Source organism: Pseudomonas sp. efr-133-TYG-103a (genome assembly GCF_030209235.1).
Taxonomy (GTDB): domain Bacteria; phylum Pseudomonadota; class Gammaproteobacteria; order Pseudomonadales; family Pseudomonadaceae; genus Aquipseudomonas.
On sequence record NZ_JARVSK010000011.1, the window covers coordinates 233,108 to 250,528 of the forward strand.

The following is a 17,421-nucleotide window of genomic DNA, read 5'->3' on the forward strand; positions in this document are numbered from 1 at the left end:
AATCTTCACTGCCACGCCTGATCCCCTGCAAAACCAAAACCCGCGACAGGCGCGCCACCGCGCACCCGTCGTTGCATCCGCCAGAACACCCTGCGATCACGCTTTGGCTTTGGCGAAGGGGTTGAAATCGTTGGTGTACACGTCCTTCACCGACACCGCACCCGGACGGATCTTCTGTTCGCTCTGCAAGATGTCGATGTAGTACTGAATCGGCGGCTCGGTGATGATCAGGTCGTCGATGTAGGCATAGCGCTCGACCCGTTCAAGCCGGGTGCCGATGCGTTGCGAGACGATCTTGCGCGCCTCGTCCGGATTGGCGTTGACCCAGTTGGCCGCCTTGGCGATGGCCGCGACGAAGTCCTGCGTGGCTTCGGGATTGGCGCGGATGAACTTGCCGTAGCCGCTGTAAGGCGCCATGCCACCCAGGCCCTTGTCCAGATCGTAATCGCTCCATAGCTTGCGCAGTTCCGGGTTGTGCTCTGCCCCGCCGGAGGCCGGCGGATGAATGATCGCGATGTCGACGTTACGGCTGACCAGCGTCTGTTCGCCCTGATTGTCGGGGATCACCACCCAGTTGATCTTGTCGACATCGACCTGATGCTCACGCAGGTATTTCTTGGTCACGAACTCGGCACAGGCACCGAAGCTGTTGAAGCCGACGGTTTTGCCTTCCATGTCCTTGGGCGTGAAGATCCCGGAATCGGCACGCACGAAGTACTTCATGTGCGGCGCTTCCTGCAGGGTCTTGCCCCCGGCCGCCACCACCTTGAGGTCCAGCCCGCTGGCGATGGCGGAAATCACCAATGGCACCATCCGCGTGCCGAAGTCGATTTCCCCGGTGCCCACCAGCGGGATGATCTGAGGCGCGGCAATCTTGCCGATGTAGTCGGGCCGGGTGCGCGAGCCGTCGAAGTAACCCAGCGAATCCGCCAGGTACACGAGATCGAACGACGGGTTGTCAGGGTATTTGAACTTCACCACCTGATCGGCGCGCTGTTTGATCACCGCGGGCGCGCCGTCGACGACCTTGGGCGGCTTGTCGCAGCCTGGCAGGATCAGCCCTGCGGCGCCGGCGGCACTCAGCAGTGCGACCTGTTTGATGAATGCCCTGCGGCTGTTGTGTGCTTGCATGTCGCTGTTCCTTTGCCCGCAGGCGTGTGGCTGCAATCGGGTGGCGGCAATCGAGGCTCAGACCCGCGACTGACGTCCGAAGAATGGATGGCTGGGGTCGTTGTAGCCGGGCGTCGACGCGTGGCCGGTGACCACCAGATCGTTGACGAATGCCTCGTCTTCGGCCGTGAAGCGATACTCCAGCGCAGGCAGATAATCGTCCCACTGCGCCTCGGTGCGCGGCCCTGCGATGGCCGAGGTGACGAGGCGATTGTTGAGCACCCAGGCCAGCGCGAACTGACCACTGCTGATGCCCCGGGCCTGAGCGTGATCCTTGATGCGCTGGGCCAGGTTCAGTGACTCGGGACGCCACTCGGTCTGTTTCAGACGCGGATCGTTGCGCCCGGCGCGGGTGTTCTCCGGCGCTGGCTGGTCCGGCACGTACTTGCCGGTCAACACACCACGGGCCAGCGGGCTGTAGGACACCACGCCAATGCCGTAATAGTCGGCAGCCGGCAGATGCTCGACCTCAATCTGCCGGTTGGCCAGGTTGTACAGCGGCTGACTCGCGGTCGGTCGCTCGATGCCGAGCAGGTCTGCGGTGCGGCTGAACTCCGCGAGCTTCCAGCCGCGATGGTTCGACAGACCATAGCCGCGAATCTTGCCGGCCCGGATGAGGTCGGACAGCGCTCGCAGCGTTTCCTCGACCGGCGTTTCCGGGTCTTCACGGTGCAGGTAGAACAGGTCGATGTAATCGGTGTTGAGTCGTTTGAGACTGGCGTCCACCGACTGAATGACGTTGTTGCGCGACGCGCCACGATTGTTCGGGCCTGCGCCGTCGGGGTCCGGATTGACGAACTTGGTCGCCAGCACCCACTGCTGGCGACGTGCGGCGATCAATCGACCGACGACCTGCTCCGATGCGCCGGCGTTGTACCCATTGGCGGTGTCGATGAAGTTGACGCCCTGCTCGAACGCCTTGTCGGTGATTCGCCGGGAGACCGCCTCATCCGTCTGCCCGCCGAACATCATGGTGCCCAGCGTCAGTGGGGAGACTTTGATTCCATGACGACCCAAGGGACGATATTCGATAGCGCTCATGACCACTCCATTCTTCCAACAACATTAAAAAACAGGCACGCGAATACAACACTTCACAGAACAAGCGAATAACAGTTGCCCCGTTGGACGACGTGCGCAGATAAAGAATCGAGGCGACAATAAAGAGCGTCGTTATTCATCGTCAATCACAACTAATGGATTGCCTATAACGTTTTAAACTAATGTTATGACTCGACGGCACGCACCCTCTTGCAACTGTTTCTCCAGCAACAGCAGTCCCGCAGATGCTGCCAAACCAGCGCAGCAGCGGGGTCACGCGCGCTTCAACGATTTCGCCTCCATACCCCTTTAGTTACGGACGTTCACTGACAAGTTGTCAGCGGCGGCATACGCCTTGCAATTGTTCAGCGACAACATTCATTGCCGGAGTGTTTCTCTTGTCTTTATTTACGTCGCCGCTCGACTTCCCAGACAGCCCGTTATCGCGGGCATTCAATCAGCCCTTGATACTGGGTCTGTTTCTTCCCATTCAATCGGGCGGCTGGAGCGCTTCGGCACTGCCACGTGGCACTGACTGGACATTCGATTACAACAAACAACTGACGCTGCGCGCCGAGGCACTGGGTTTCGACCTGGTGTTCGCCCTCGCCGAATGGCTGGGCAAAGGCGGCTATGGAGGGGACATTCGCTACCACGACGAATCCCTCGACGCGTTCATCACCCAGGCCGCCCTCGCGTCGGTGACCGAGCGCATCCTGCTGATCTCGACCTTGCACGTGCTCTATGGGCCCTGGCATCCGCTGCATCTGGCGAAGTTCGGTGCCACGCTCGACCACATCAGCAACGGTCGCTGGGGCCTGAATCTGGTCACCGGCCACCGCCATCGCGAACACCGGCGGTTCGGTCACGCGCCGATCGAGCACGACCAGCGCTACCAACAGGCCGACGAGTTCATTCGTGTGGTGCAGCAGCTCTGGGCCAGCGATGAGAACGTCGACTTCAACGGCGACTATTACCGGCTGCAGGAAGCCTACAGCAGCGTCAAGCCGCGCTACGGTCGGCCGGTGCTGGTCAATGCCACCGGTTCCACCGCCGGAATCGACTTCGCGGCCCGTCACTCCGACATTGTCTTCACCACCAGCCCCGGCAGCGCGGAAATCGAGGACGCCCTGAGCAAGCTGCCCGAGCACCTGCTGCGCATCAAACAGGCGGCGCTCAGCCACGGCCGTCAGGTGCGCACGCTGATCAACCCGCTGGTGATCTGCCGCGACAGCGACGCCGAAGCCTGGGAAGTTCACGCCGCGATCACCGCCGCAGGGGATCCCGGCACGCTGGAAGGTCACGCCCGCGAAGCCAGCGACGCCCACGCCTGGCGCGGGCATAAGGCTGACCACCGTTATGTGGGCGGCAATATCCAGCTGGTCGGCAGCCCGGAAACCGTGGTGCGCGACATCGTCCGGCTGAAGCAGGCCGGCATCGACGGCATTCAACTGAGCTTTTTCGACTTTGCGCCGGACCTGGAGCAGTTCGCCGAACGCGTGCTGCCCCTGCTCTATCAAGCCGGTTTGCGCCACTGACATTCTGCAAGGAAAACCGTCAATGCCCTTCTCTCGTCGTCAATTCATCGCCGGCCTGTCGGCACTGCCGCTGTTGGGTGCCAGCGTGCCTTTTCTGCCCAGCGCCCTGGCAGCGGCCACGGCCGAAGCCGTCAGCGGCCGGCGCATCTTCAACCTGCTGGTGAACCCGGAACCGCCGTCGCTCAGCTCGTTCAACACCACCGCTGGCACCACCATCACCGCCAGCAGCAAGGTGCTCGAAGGCTTGCTTCGTTACGACGAGAACCTGACGCCGCAGCCCGGGCTGGCGGTGGCCTGGGAAGCGGCCGCCGACGGCCTGAGTTACCGCTTCACTCTGCGCCAAGGGGTGAAATGGCACGACGGCCAGCCGTTCACCGCTCAGGACGTGGCGTTTTCGCTGGACCTGAACAAACGCTACCACCCGCGAGGCGGCAGCACGTTCGCCAACCTGCTGAGCGTCGAGACGCCCGATGACCACACCGCCATCGTGCGCCTGGGCAAACCTGCGCCGTACCTGATTCGCGCGTTTGCCGGCAGCGAGACGCCCATCGTGCCGAAGCACCTGTACGCCTCGGGTGACCCGCTGAGCAACCCGCACAACAACGCGCCGGTGGGCACGGGGCCTTACCGCTTCAAGCAGTGGCAGCGTGGCAGTTTCATCGAATATGAGCGTAATCCGGATTACTGGGACAGCAGCTTGCCGGGGGTCGACGCGCTGTTCCTCAAAGTGGTGCCCGACTCGGCCGCGCGGCTGGCCGCGTTCGAAAACGGCAGCCTGGATGCCGGTGGTCAGAGTCCGGTGCCGTTGAGCGATCTCAAGCGCATCACTCAGTCCGGGAAACTGCAGTTCACCACCCGGGGGTATGCCTACAGCATCACCCCGACGATGCTCGAGTTCAATCTGGACAACCCGCTGCTGGCGCGCCACGAGGTGCGCCAGGCCATCGCCCATGCGATCGATCGAGAAGTCATCCGAAAAGTCGTCTACTACGGTTACGCCGATGTCAGCGTCTCGCCGATTCCGAAGAACTTCGCCCAGTATGTGTATGAAGGCCCCGACCCCTACCCGTTCGACATTGCCAGGGCCAACGCGCTGCTCGATGCTGCCGGACTGCCGAGAAAAGGCACGTCGCGGTTCAGCCTGACCCTCGATCCGCTGCCCTATGGCGACAGTTACGCGCGTACGGCAGCGTACATCCGCACGGCGCTGGCGCGGATCGGCATCGACGTGCAGTTACGCTCGCAAGACTTCCCGACCTACACCAGACGCATCTACACCGACCGGGATTTCGACTTCGCGGTGGTGGGCATGGGGACCATGTTCGACCCCACTGTCGGCGTGCAGCGGCTGTTCTGGTCAAAGAACTTTCGCAAAGGCCTGCCCTTCTCCAACGGCTCGCACTACAACAATCCCGAGGTCGATCGTCTGCTGGAAGCCGCTGCGGTGGAAACCGACGAGCACAAGCGCGGCGAGTTGTTCAAGGCCTTTCAGAAGATCGTCATCGAGGAGCTGCCGAACATCACGCTGGTCATGCAACAACAGGTGACGGTGTTCAACGCCCGGGTGTCCGGGTTCGAGGCTGACGGCAACGGCCTGGACGGCAGCCTGGCCGACGTGCGCCTCGGCGGGGAAGCGCTGGCCCATGGCTGATCGTCTGCGCATCCTGCGAATGGCCCGGCGAACGCTGTGGCAAGCGGTGCCGACGGTGTTCGGCATTCTGCTGCTGAACTTCCTCCTGCTGCGGCTGATTCCCGGCGATGCGGTGGATGTGCTGGCGAGCGAATCGGGCGGCGCGACCGAGGCGACGCTGGCGCAGTGGCGGTCGCACTTTGGCCTGGACCTGAACCTGTGGCAGCAACTGCTCGCCTACCTCAATCATCTGGCGCACCTGGATCTGGGCCTGTCGCCGCGCTTCAACGTGCCGGTGATCCAGCTGGTGCTCGAGCGGCTACCCAACACGCTGGTGTTGATGGTCAGCGCGCTGGCTCTGGCGCTGGTGGTCGGCATCGCCGCCGGTGCGGTCATGGCCAGCAAGGCCGGGCGCTGGCCGGACCGGGTGCTGTCGCTGGCCGTGTTGCTGTTGTATTCCACGCCGGGGTTCTGGATCGGCCTGATGGCCGTCGTGCTGTTCTCGGTCACCCTTGGCTGGCTGCCCAGCGATGGCAGCGAGACGCTGGGCATGGACCTGCACGGCGTGGACTGGCTGCTCGACCGCGTCCGTCACGCCGTGCTTCCGGTGCTGACGCTCGCCACCTTCTACATCGCGCTGTATGCACGCCTGACCCGCGCCTCGATGCTGGAAGTGCAGCGTCAGGACTTCGTCCGCACTGCCCGCGCCAAAGGCCTGAGCCCTGCGCGGGTGGCGATCCGTCATGTGCTGCGCAACGCCTTGTTGCCGGTCACGACCCTGGCCGGCCTGCATTTCGCGGCGCTGCTGGGCGGCGCGGCGGTGACGGAAACACTGTTCGGCTGGCCCGGCCTGGGCCGCCTGACCCTCGATGCCGTGTTGTCGCGCGACTACAACCTGCTGCTCGGCATTCTGCTGCTGTCCTCGATGCTGGTGGTGGTCATCAACGTGTGCATGGACCTGCTGCAAGCCTGGCTCGACCCGCGTATCCAGGCGGATTAACCCTTTATTTCGATGAGTGAGTGTTCGATGTCCACAACGGCTATTGAATCGATCAGGTCAGGCCACAGCGAAGGCCTCTGGGCAGCGCTGCGTCGCAGCCCGGCAGCGTTGACCGGCAGCGCCATCCTCGTGTTGACGCTGGCCATGGCCGCGAGCGCCGGCTACTTCTTCCCCGGCGACCCCTCGGAAATGGTCGCCGAGCCCATGCTCTGGCCCGGCAGCGATCCGGCGTATCCGCTGGGCACCGACTCACTGGGCCGCAACGTCGCGGCCGGCATAGCCTACGGCGCACGGGCCTCACTGCTGATCGCGCTGTACGGCACGCTGATCAGCGTGGTCATCGGAGTGCTGGTCGGCGCACTGGCCGGCTATCACGGCGCCCGCCTGGGCGACGTGCTGATGCGCATTACCGAAGTGTTCCAGACCGTGCCGTCGTTCCTGCTGGTGATCGTGATCGTCGCCATTGGCAACCCGACGGTGCACGTCATTGCCCTGGCGATCGGTGTCTCGTCCTGGCCGACGATTGCCCGCTTGATTCGCGCCGAATTCCGCACCCTGCGTGAAGCCGACTTCGTCACCGCGGCGCGCAGTCAGGGTTTCAGTCACCGCGCGATCATCGTCCACGAAATCCTCCCCAATGCCTTGGCGCCGCTGGTGGTCACGGCGTCGATTCTGGTGGCGTCGGCCATTCTGATCGAAGCAGGGCTGGCGTTTCTCGGCATGAGTGATCCGAACACGCCGAGTTGGGGTGGCATGATCGGCAGCGGCCGTGAACAGATCGCCAGCGCCTGGTTCCTGACCGCGCTGCCCGGCCTTGCGATCATCAGCGTGGTGCTGGCTTTCAATATGCTCGGCGACGGCTTGAACGATGCGCTCAATCCACGCCTGCGCCGGTACATCCCATGAGCCTGCTCGACGTACGCGGGCTGCGCGTGAGTTACGAAGGTGTCGACGCCGTCCGCGGACTGGACTTCACTCTGGATGCCGGAGAAACACTGGCCTTGGTCGGTGAGTCCGGCTGCGGTAAATCCACCACGGCACTGGCGTTGCTGCGGCTGTTGCCGGGCAACGCCCGCCTGGGTGGCCAGGCGCTGTTCGAAGGGCGCGATCTGCTGCAACTGTCGCCCCGGCACATGCGCCAGTTGCAGGGCAACGCGCTGGGGATGGTGTTTCAGGAGCCGCTATCGAGCCTGAACCCGGTGCTGACGCTGGGTGAACAGTTGACTGAAACGCTGCTCACCCACACTGACCTGACGCGGCGCCAGGCGGCGAAACGGGCTGAGGAGCTCTTCGGTCTGGTGCAGCTGCCGCGCCCACGCGCGCACCTCGGCGAATACCCGCAGCATCTGTCAGGGGGGCAGCGCCAGCGGGTCATGATCGCCATGGCCATCGCCTGTCAGCCGCGCTTGCTGATTGCCGATGAGCCGACCACCGCGCTGGATGTCTGTGTTCAGGCGCAGATCCTCGCGTTGCTCGACCGTTTACGCCGCGAACTGCGCATGGGCTTGCTGTTGATCACGCATGATCTGGGCGTGGTGGCGCAACAGGCCGATCACGTCATCATCATGCACGACGGTCAGGCGCTGGAACGGCGCAGCAACGCCGATCTGTTCAGCGCTGCCCGTCATCCCTATACCCAAGGCCTGCTCAATGCCTCGCTGGGCCGCGATCACGGGCAGCATTACCTTGCCAGTCGCCTGCCGGAAATACAGGTGACGCGCACGCCGGGTCAGCCCAACGCGTACAGCGTCAGCAGCACGCGGTACCTGCCAGGTCATGCACCGCGGCCGGCCAGTCACGACACGCCGCCGCTGTTGCAAGTGGACAACCTGAGCCTGGGCTACGGCGCGCGTGACGTTCTCAGCGGGCTGTCTTTCGACATCGGCAAGCGGGAAACCGTAGGACTGGTCGGTGAGTCCGGCTGTGGCAAATCAACCCTCAGCAAAGCGCTGCTGGGCTTGCTCAAGCCCCGTCAGGGCCACATCGCCTTTGGCGGTCGCGACATCGCCACGTTCACCGCCACCGAGCAACTGACGTGGCGCGGTCAGCTGCAGATGATCTTTCAGGATCCCTACGCGGCCCTCAACCCACGGCACTCCATCGACACCCTGCTGGACCGCGTGCAACGCCTGCACGGCCAGTCGGACGCTCGCCTGAGGCGCAAGGCCCGCGAAGACATGCTCGACGCCGTGGGTCTGGCGCGCAACAGCCTGGACCGCCTGCCCCACCAGTTTTCCGGCGGCCAGCGTCAACGCATCGGCATCGCCCGCGCGCTCATCGTCAGGCCCAAACTGGTGATCTGCGACGAGCCGGTGTCGGCGCTGGATGTCTCCACTCAGGCGCAGATCCTCAATCTGCTGGTGGAGCTGCGCGAGGCGTTCGATCTCTCGTACCTGTTCATCTCCCATGACCTGTCGGTGGTGCGCTATTTCTCCGACCGCGTGCTGGTCATGCACGACGCGCACATCGTCGAACAGGCGACCCCGCACCGGCTCTGGCAAGACCCGCAACACCGCTACACCCAACGCCTGCTGGCGGCCATTCCCGGCCACCGGCAACCCTCGATCCCGCTGAGCAGCAGCCTTTCGTTCGCTGTCGCCTGCTAGCGCCACTACGCCATCAAGGAGCCCTCCATGACTCAACGCAAAGACACGCTCAAGCTCGGCCTCTTCCTGCGGGCCACCGGTCACCACATCGCCGCCTGGCGCGACAGTGGCTCTCAGGCCGACGCAGGGATTCGTCTTGACCACTTCATCGATCAGGCGCGCAAGGCCGAGGCGGCGGGCTTCGACACGCTGTTTCTGGCCGACAGCGTGTCGGTGCGGGGGATCGATGCGCCGACGTTCGATCGCGTGATTGCGCCCAGTCTGAGTTTCGAACCGCTGACACTGCTCTCGGCACTGGCGACCGTCACCTCGCGCATCGGCCTGATCGCGACCGCCAGCACCAGCTACAGCGAACCGTTCAACCTGGCCCGGCAATTCGCCTCCCTCGACCAGATCAGTGGGGGCCGCGTCGGCTGGAACCTGGTGACCAGCAGCGACCCGGACGCGGCGAAGAATTTCGGCACCTCGGCGCAGGGCGCCCAGGCGGCCCACGCCGACCGCTACAGCCGGGCCCGGGAATTTCATCAGGTGGTCGACAAGCTCTGGGACAGCTGGGAAGACGACGCGCTGCTGCTGGATAAGGAAAGTGGCGTGTTTCTGGATCGCAGCAAGCTGCACCTGGCCGATCATCAGGGCGAACATTTTCACGTTCGCGGACCGCTCAATGTGCTGCGCTCGCCCCAGGGCAAGCCGGTGCTGGTACAGGCCGGCGCCTCCGACGATGGCCGCGCGCTGGCCGCTGCCACGGCCGAGGCGATCTTCGCCGCCCACCAGAGCCTGGCCGATGCGCAGGCCTTCTACAGCGACATCAAGACCCGCGCGGCCGTGCTCGGGCGCAAGCCCGAGCACATCAAGATTCTGCCCGGCGTGACGATCTTCACCGCACCGACTTCCGCTCAGGCCCACGCCAAACACCAGCGCCTGCAGGACCTGGTGCATCCGCAGGTCGGCTTGAGCCTGCTGTCCGGTCTTCTCGGCGGTGTCGACCTGTCGCACTTGCCCCTCGACGGGCCGTTGCCACAGGACCTGCCCGCTACCAACGCCTCGAAAAGCCGTCAGCAACTGATTCTGCAACTGGCCGCCGAAGGCCTGAGCATTCGCCAGCTGTACCTGCGTCTGGCCGGTGCACGCGGGCACTGGACGCTGGTCGGCTCGCCGGAAGAAGTGGTGGATCAGCTGCAGGCGTGGTTCGAAGGCTACGGCGCAGACGGCTTCAATATCCTGCCGCCGACGTATCCCGAGGGCCTCGACGACTTTATTTCGCTGATCCTGCCAGAGCTCAAACGTCGGGGCCTGGTGCCAGCCGATGGGCCTGTCGGCAACACCCTGCGTGAGCGCCTTGGCCTGCCGCGCCCCGCGCATCCGGCGACACTCAAGCGAGAAGTTTCCCTGGCGATCTGATCGCTCCGATGAAGGCGACCGGCCTTGAACTCGGCGTTCGCCTGACCTTTTTCGACTGCAAAGAGAATCCTGCATGACCCACCAAATCAACGCCGCATGGGGCGCCGGCCCTTCCGCCCACTATGAACAACTGGCCGAGCGCTTCCGCCCTCTGTTCGCCACGCTGCGCGAAGGCGCCGTCGCCCGCGAGCTGGAGCGGCGTCTGCCGTTTGAAGAAATCCAGTTGCTCAAGGCATCCGGTTTCACGGCTTTGCGGGTGCCCAAGGCCTTTGGCGGTTCGGGCGTCAGCATTCCGGAGCTGACCAACCTGCTGATTGAACTGGGCGAGGCGGACTCCAACCTGGTGCAGGCGTTACGTGGCCACCTGGGCTTTACCGAAAGCGTGCTCAACAGCCCGAACGAGGCCCGGCGTAACCTCTGGCTGGAACGTATCGGACGCGGCGATACCGTGGGCCCGGCGACTGGCGAAGTCGGCCAGACGCCGCAATCGCAGCTCAGTTCCCGGCTGTACCTGGACGGCGAGCAGTGGCGCATCGACGGCGAGAAGTTCTACACCACCGGCAGCCTCTACAGCGACTGGATCGACGTGGCGGTCAGCGACCATGACGGCAAGCGGGTGTTCGTGACCGTACGCCGCGATGCACACGGCGTCGAAGTCGTCGACGACTGGAACGGCTTCGGCCAGACCCTGACCGCCAGCGGCACGGCGTATTTCCGTCAGGTGGCTGTCGATCCTCGCAACATCGTGAGCAACGAGGAGCGTTTCCAATATTCGCCAGCGTTTTTCCAGATCATTCATCTGGCCAACCTGGCCGGCATCGGCCGGGCCCTCAGCGGCGAAGTGGCCAATGCGGTGGCAAAGCGCACCCGCAGTTTCAGCAACGGTAACGCGTCCAGGGTCGCGCAGGATCCACAGGTCCTGCAGGTGGTGGGCAGCCTCAGAGCGGCGGCCTACAGCGCAGGCGCCATCGTGTTGAAGAACGCCGAGGCGATCCAGCGCGCCTATGAAGCGGGCGCCCATGGCGACGCCGAAAAGCTGAAACAGGCCGTGGACATCGCCGAACTGGAAATCGCCCAGTCGCAAACCATCGTCAGCGACCTGATCATCGACGCCAGCTCGCGGATGTTCGACGCCGTAAGCGCCTCCGCGACCTTGCGACCGAACGGTCTGGACCGCTTCTGGCGCAACGCCCGCACCCTGGCATCGCACAACCCGCGCATCTACAAGGACCGCATCGTCGGCGACTTCGCCGTCAACGGCACCCCGCCACCGGCACAGTGGAAAATTGGCATTGCGTAAACAGTCGTGCGGCGCGGCCTGGTCTGGTTGCGGCCGACCTGGACTCTGTAGGAGCGCGCTTGCCCGCGAAGAGTGACTTCCAATCACCACCACTGCAGCGGCTGCCCACCCTTGCACAAGCAAACGCGCTTTAGAAAGAAAGCCGCCACAGGCTGGCTGTGGCGGCTGCCGGATCACTGGTCGGCTATGGGCTTGAACACCACGACCCCCAGCGGCGGGAGCCTGAGCGGCAGCGAGCAGGGCTGGCCATGGCTTTTGATGTCCTGCGCGGTCACTGCGCCGCCGTTGCCGAAATTCGACCCCGCGTAAACGTCGGCATCGGAGTTGAGCACTTCAGCCCACTTGCCGCTGAACGGCACACCCACGCGATAATCTTCGCGCGGCACGGGCGTCAGGTTGGCCACCACCAGCAGCGGCTCGCCCTCCCTGCTCCAGCGCAGATACGCGTAAACGCTGTTGCCGGCATCGTCGCCAATGACCCATTGGAATCCTTGGGGCTGGCAGTCCTGCTCGTGCAGCGCCTTTTCCGATTTGTATAGGCGGTTCAGATCCCCCACCAGCGTATGCACGCCCTTGTGGTCGGCATACTGGAGGAAGTGCCAGTCGAGCTCGGTGTCGTGATTCCATTCACGCCACTGCCCGAACTCACAGCCCATGAACAGCAACTTCTTGCCCGGATGGGTCCACATGAACGACAGATAGGCGCGCAGGTTGGCGAATTTCTGCCAGCGGTCGCCCGGCATCTTGTCGATCAGCGAGTGCTTGCCATGCACCACCTCGTCGTGGGAGATCGGCAGAATGAAGCGCTCCGACCATGCATACACCAACCCGAAACTCAGCCGATCGTGGTGATGCTGGCGATGAATCGGGTCTTGTTCGATGTACTTGAGCGTGTCATGCATCCAGCCCATGTTCCACTTGTAGGCAAAGCCCAGGCCGCCCTGCTGGGTCGGCTGGCTGACACCCGGCCAGGCGGTCGACTCTTCAGCGATAACCAGCGCCCCTGGCGCTTCCAGCGCAACGACATCGTTCAAGTGACGCAGGAAATCGATGGCCTCCAGATTCTCCCGGCCGCCATAACGGTTGGGCACCCACTCACCGGCTTTGCGCGAGTAGTCGCGATACAACATGGAGGCCACCGCGTCGACGCGCAGACCGTCCACGTGAAAATTCTTCAGCCAGTGCAACCCTGAGGCAATCATGAAGCCGTGCACTTCGGTACGGCCGAGGTTGTAAATCAGCGTGTCCCAATCCTGATGAAAGCCTTCCTGGGGGTTGCCGTATTCGTACAACGCCGTGCCGTCGAACTGCGCCAGGCCGTGGGTATCGGTTGGGAAATGCGCGGGCACCCAGTCGAGAATCACGCCAATGTCGTTCTGGTGACAGGCGTTGACGAACGCCGCGAAATCTTCAGGCGTGCCGTAGCGCGCACTCGGTGCGAACTGCGAGAGCAACTGATAACCCCACGAACCGCCGAACGGGTGCTCCATGATCGGCATCAGCTCGATGTGGGTGAACCCCAGATCCTTGATGTACGGAATCAGGTGCTCGGCCAGCTCGTGCCAGTTGAACGGCCGATCCGGCTCGTCTTCGCCACCGTGGTGCCACTTCCACGAACCCGCGTGCAGCTCGTAGATCGACAGCGGCTTGTGAATGTCCTGCTTGTCACCGCGCGACTGCATCCAGTCGTTGTCCTGCCAGTCAAAACTCAGCGGCGCCGCCACTTTCGAGGCAGTGTCCGGCGGCAGCGTGGTGGCCAGGGCCATCGGGTCAGCCTTGAGCGGCAGAACGCCGTGCTGACCGAGGATTTCATATTTGTACGACTCGCCCGGCTTAATGCGCGGGATGAAGATCTCCCAGACGCCGGTGGGATGTCGCAAACGCATCGGATGGCGGCGGCCGTCCCAACTGTTGAAATCGCCCACCACCGACACTCGTCGCGCGTTCGGCGCCCAGACGGAGAACCGCACGCCGTCGACGCCGTCGACGTTCTTCACCTGCGCGCCCAGCGCGCTGCTGAGGTCGCGGTGATTGCCCTCGGCGAACAGGTACAAATCCATTTCGCCCAGCAATTGGCCGAAGCTGTAAGGATCTTCGGTGATCTGCTCGCCGGTGGCCCAAGTGATCTTCAGCAAATACGGCTCGCGAACGTCAAAATGCCCGGCAAAGAAGCCCGGCTTGTCGCTCATGCTCAGCTCGCCCAGATCACGCTCGCCATCGCGAGACAGCACCCGCACACCCAGCGCGTTAGGCAGGTAGGCACGGATGACCTGGCCCTCCTTGCCGTCGCTGTGAGGGCCGAGCATGGAGAACGGGTCACGGTGTTCGGCGCGGATCAACGCGTCCATATCGGCGGCGTTGGGCAACAACTCATGGTTGCCTTTGCCGAATTGGTCAGACGCACTCATTTTCATTCTCCATCAGACAGGTCCAGCAGCCCGCGCAAACCTTGAAGCGGAACCGACAACCAGGTCGGCCGATTCTCGGCCTCGTAGGCCACTTCATAAGCGGCTTTTTCCAGGGTGAACAACGCCAGTGCGGCGGCTTCTCCCTTGGCATCTTTCCAGGCATGGGCGACCTCGCCCGTGGCTTTGGCGTAGCCCTCGAGGAATGCTTCCCGTGCCTGACTCAAATACGTTTCGGCAACATGTTTGCGCGCCGCTTGCGCCTGAGGCGACGTGTCGGCGCTCTGCGCATTGCGTACAGCCATCGCGGCAGCGTAGTCGAAGGATCGCAACACGCCGCTGACATCTTTGAACGGGCTGTACTTGGCCCGTCTTTCCTGCAGCGGCCGAGCCGGTTCACCCTCGAAATCGATCAGATAGGCATCGCCCTTGACCACCAGCATCTGCCCCAGATGCAAATCACCGTGCACCCGCATCCGCAACCCGCCTACCGACTGCCTGGCCAGGGTTTGCACCTGGGCCAGCAGCGCTTTGCGTTTACTCAGCAGTTCACTGACCAGTTGCTGATCCTGCGGTTCCAGAGAATCTCGATGTTGTTCGAGCAAACCCAGCGCGCGCTCGATCTGCGCCGAGACACTCCTGGCGGACGCCTGACTGTCCTTGACGCTGGTGACCTCGGTCTTGAAGTCCGGATTTTCGGTGGGCGAGCTCAATACCACGTGCATTTCGCCCAGCCGCTGGCCCAGCAGACCCGCGAAATCCTTGAGCTCCAGCAGCGCGTTGGCGTGTTGGTCGAGATTGGAATGACCGTGAGCCATCTCATCACGCACTGCGCGCTCGAGATTGTTCTGCGTCCACTCCCAGGCATCGCCCTGATTGCTCAGGTAGCCCTGAGCGATCATCAACAGATTGCTTTCGCCCTGCTGATCCACCCGCACCACCGCACCAAGCAATGGCGAAATGTGCGAATAACCGGCCTCGGTCAGATAGGCGCCCATTTCGAGTTCGGGGTGAGTGCCAGCGGCAACACGGCGGATCATTTTCAGGACCAGCGCCTTGCCCACGACCACCGAGCTGTTGGATTGCTCGGCAGACAGATAGCGGACTTCAGACTCTTCGTTCAGGCCCAGTGGCGCGAGTTTCGAACTTTGCTGGAACCTGAGTTCGCCATCATTGGTGGGGAGCACGGTCTCTTCATGCATGCCTTTGATGACGGCGCGAATGAACGGCTCCAGCGTGAAGGCATCGGTGATCAAGCCGACCTGGCGCCCACGTCGCACACGGGCCAGAGCCAGTTGCTGCGGCAGCGCGCTGCTGATGTCGTCTTCGGGCAACAGGCCGAACGGCAGCTGATAGCGAACCACTTCGTCCCCCGACGTAACTTCGATCTCGCTCAGCAAAACCGGGCGCACCGTGGTGCCGAAGCGCACCGCGTAGGCGATGTTGACCTTGTCGATGGCCGTGCCTTTGCCCGCGAACCAGCGTCGCTTGGGCAGGTAGACCGACAACGACGTCTGCTCCATGGTCTGGCGCAGCGGTTGATCGAGGAGCTCCTCCAGGCGCTGTTTAAGCACCAGCGTCGGGAAGTCCGGCATGCTTTGAGCGGGTTCGACGTGCCAGCTGGGCATTTGATTCTCCGCGGCCAGCAAGAACCAGTAGAAGCCATACGGCGGCAACGTCAGCAGGTAATTGAGCTGGCCAATGGGTGGAAAGGCGCTGCCGCCAAGCATCTCCACCGGCACGGTGCCGGCGTACTGCGACAGTTCGAGTTCGGCCGCCTGGGACGCCGAGGAGACGTTGGCGACACACAGGATCATTTCACTCTTGCCGTCAGGCCCGGTGTATTCGCGAGTGTAGGCAAGGATGCGGCGGTTGCTCGGCGAGAGCATTTTCAGCGTGCCACGGCCAAACGCCTTCTGCTGCTTGCGCACGGCGAGCATGCGTCGGGTCCAGTTGAGCAGCGAATGCGGGTCGTGGTCCTGCGCCTCGACGTTGACCGACTGGTAGCCGTAGAGCGGGTCCATGATCGGCGGCAGGACCAGACTGGCCGGGTTGGCCCGGGAAAACCCGCCGTTGCGGTCGATGGACCATTGCATCGGGGTGCGCACGCCGTCGCGGTCGCCGAGATAAATGTTGTCACCCATGCCGATTTCGTCGCCGTAATACAGGGTCGGCGTGCCTGGCATGGACAACAACATGCTGTTGAGCAGTTCGACTCGGCGTCGGTCACGCTCGAGCAACGGCGCCAGGCGACGACGGATGCCCAGGTTGATCCGCGCGCGGCGGTCAGAGGCGTAGTAATTCCACAGATAGTCCCGCTCACGATCGGTGACCATTTCCAAGGTCAGCTCATCGTGGTTGCGCAGGAAAATTGCCCACTGGCAGTTTTCCGGAATTTCCGGGGTCTGACGCAGAATGTCGGTGATCGGAAAGCGGTCTTCCTGCGCCACCGCCATGTACATGCGCGGCATCAGCGGGAAGTGAAAGGCCATGTGGCACTCGTCGCCGTCCTTGCCCTTGCGATCGCCGAAGTACAGCTGCGTGTCTTCAGGCCACTGGTTGGCTTCGGCCAGCAGCATGCGGTCCGGGTAATTGGCGTCGATTTCGGCCCGAATCTGCTTGAGGACGTTGTGCGTCTCCTGCAGGTTCTCGTTATTGGTGCCGTCGCGCTCGATCAGGTAAGGAATCGCGTCCAGACGCAGGCCGTCGATGCCCATGTCCAGCCAATAGCGCATGACTTCCAGCACCGCTTTCATGACTTGCGGATTATCGAAATTCAGGTCCGGCTGGTGCGAGTAAAACCGGTGCCAGAAGTACTGGCCCGCCACGGGGTCCCAGGTCCAGTTGGATTTCTCGGTGTCGAGAAAAATGATCCGCGTGCCGTCGTATTTCTGGTCATCGTCGGACCAGACATAGAAGTCCCGGGCCTTGGAGCCTTTTTTCGCATGGCGCGCCCGCTGAAACCAGGGATGCTGGTCGGAGGTGTGGTTGATGACCAGTTCGGTGATCACCCGCAGTCCGCGCTTGTGCGCCTCGGCGATGAATTTCTTGGCATCGGACATGGTGCCGTAATCGCTGTGCACGCCCCGATAATCGGAGATGTCGTAACCATCGTCGCGGCGAGGCGAAGGATAGAACGGCAACAGCCAGATGGTGTTCACGCCAAGCTCGGCAATGTAATCGAGCTTGGCGATCAGGCCAGGGAAATCGCCGATTCCGTCATTGTTGGAATCGAAATACGACTTCACGTGAACCTGGTAAATCACCGCATCCTTGTACCAGAGCGGGTCTTCGATAAAGGCAGCGTTGCGAGGCTTCTTCGCCATGACC

11 protein-coding genes are annotated in these 17,421 nt (G+C 63.1%); 7 read left to right on the top strand and 4 right to left on the bottom strand.

The window, feature by feature from the left end; translation table 11 throughout:
* Positions 1 to 96: 96 nt before the first annotated feature.
* Both QRN36_RS09665 and QRN36_RS09670 read right to left on the bottom strand, forming a co-directional pair.
* On the bottom strand, positions 97 to 1,131 hold the full coding sequence (locus tag QRN36_RS09665) for an ABC transporter substrate-binding protein (RefSeq protein WP_285423870.1): 1,035 nt from the start codon (positions 1,129 to 1,131) through the stop codon (positions 97 to 99).
* Positions 1,132 to 1,188: 57 nt separating this feature from the next.
* On the bottom strand, positions 1,189 to 2,211 hold the full coding sequence (locus tag QRN36_RS09670; protein ID WP_285423871.1) for an aldo/keto reductase: 1,023 nt from the start codon (positions 2,209 to 2,211) through the stop codon (positions 1,189 to 1,191).
* Positions 2,212 to 2,600: 389 nt separating this feature from the next.
* Here QRN36_RS09670 and QRN36_RS09675 point away from each other — a divergent pair, with 389 nt between their 5' ends.
* The 7 genes from QRN36_RS09675 (at position 2,601) to QRN36_RS09705 (ending at position 11,686) form a co-directional block, all read left to right on the top strand.
* The gene (locus tag QRN36_RS09675) at positions 2,601 to 3,749 is read left to right on the top strand and encodes an LLM class flavin-dependent oxidoreductase (RefSeq protein ID WP_373568724.1); all 1,149 of its coding nucleotides are present in this window, start codon (positions 2,601 to 2,603) and stop codon (positions 3,747 to 3,749) included.
* A 22-nt stretch (positions 3,750 to 3,771) separates the two neighbouring features.
* Positions 3,772 to 5,400 carry an ABC transporter substrate-binding protein gene (locus QRN36_RS09680; protein ID WP_285423873.1) on the top strand — a complete coding sequence of 543 codons (1,629 nt, stop codon included), beginning with the start codon at positions 3,772 to 3,774 and terminating at the stop codon, positions 5,398 to 5,400.
* Positions 5,393 to 6,379 (top strand): ABC transporter permease, encoded by a 987-nt coding sequence (locus tag QRN36_RS09685; protein ID WP_285423874.1) that lies wholly within the window; start codon positions 5,393 to 5,395, stop codon positions 6,377 to 6,379. The genes QRN36_RS09680 and QRN36_RS09685 overlap by 8 nt, the downstream gene beginning before the upstream one ends.
* 27 nt (positions 6,380 to 6,406) lie before the next feature.
* Positions 6,407 to 7,285 carry an ABC transporter permease gene (locus QRN36_RS09690; RefSeq protein WP_285423875.1) on the top strand — a complete coding sequence of 293 codons (879 nt, stop codon included), beginning with the start codon at positions 6,407 to 6,409 and terminating at the stop codon, positions 7,283 to 7,285.
* On the top strand, positions 7,282 to 8,985 hold the full coding sequence (locus QRN36_RS09695; protein ID WP_285423876.1) for an ABC transporter ATP-binding protein: 1,704 nt from the start codon (positions 7,282 to 7,284) through the stop codon (positions 8,983 to 8,985). Before QRN36_RS09690 ends, QRN36_RS09695 begins: the two co-directional genes overlap by 4 nt.
* Positions 8,986 to 9,012: 27 nt before the next feature.
* Positions 9,013 to 10,386, top strand: a complete 1,374-nt coding sequence (locus QRN36_RS09700; RefSeq protein ID WP_285423877.1) for an LLM class flavin-dependent oxidoreductase — start codon at positions 9,013 to 9,015, stop codon at positions 10,384 to 10,386.
* A gap of 73 nt (positions 10,387 to 10,459) precedes the next feature.
* Positions 10,460 to 11,686, top strand: a complete 1,227-nt coding sequence (locus tag QRN36_RS09705) for an acyl-CoA dehydrogenase family protein (protein WP_285423878.1) — start codon at positions 10,460 to 10,462, stop codon at positions 11,684 to 11,686.
* 173 nt (positions 11,687 to 11,859) lie between these two features.
* On the opposite strand, the gene glgB is transcribed toward QRN36_RS09705, so the two are convergent.
* Complete coding sequence (gene glgB, locus QRN36_RS09710; protein ID WP_285423879.1) at positions 11,860 to 14,094, bottom strand: 1,4-alpha-glucan branching protein GlgB; 2,235 nt, start codon at positions 14,092 to 14,094, stop codon at positions 11,860 to 11,862.
* Between the two features lie 2 nt (positions 14,095 to 14,096).
* A complete protein-coding gene (gene treS, locus QRN36_RS09715) occupies positions 14,097 to 17,417 on the bottom strand; it encodes a maltose alpha-D-glucosyltransferase (RefSeq protein ID WP_285423880.1) in 3,321 nt (1,106 codons plus the stop codon).
* Positions 17,418 to 17,421 lie beyond the last annotated feature (4 nt).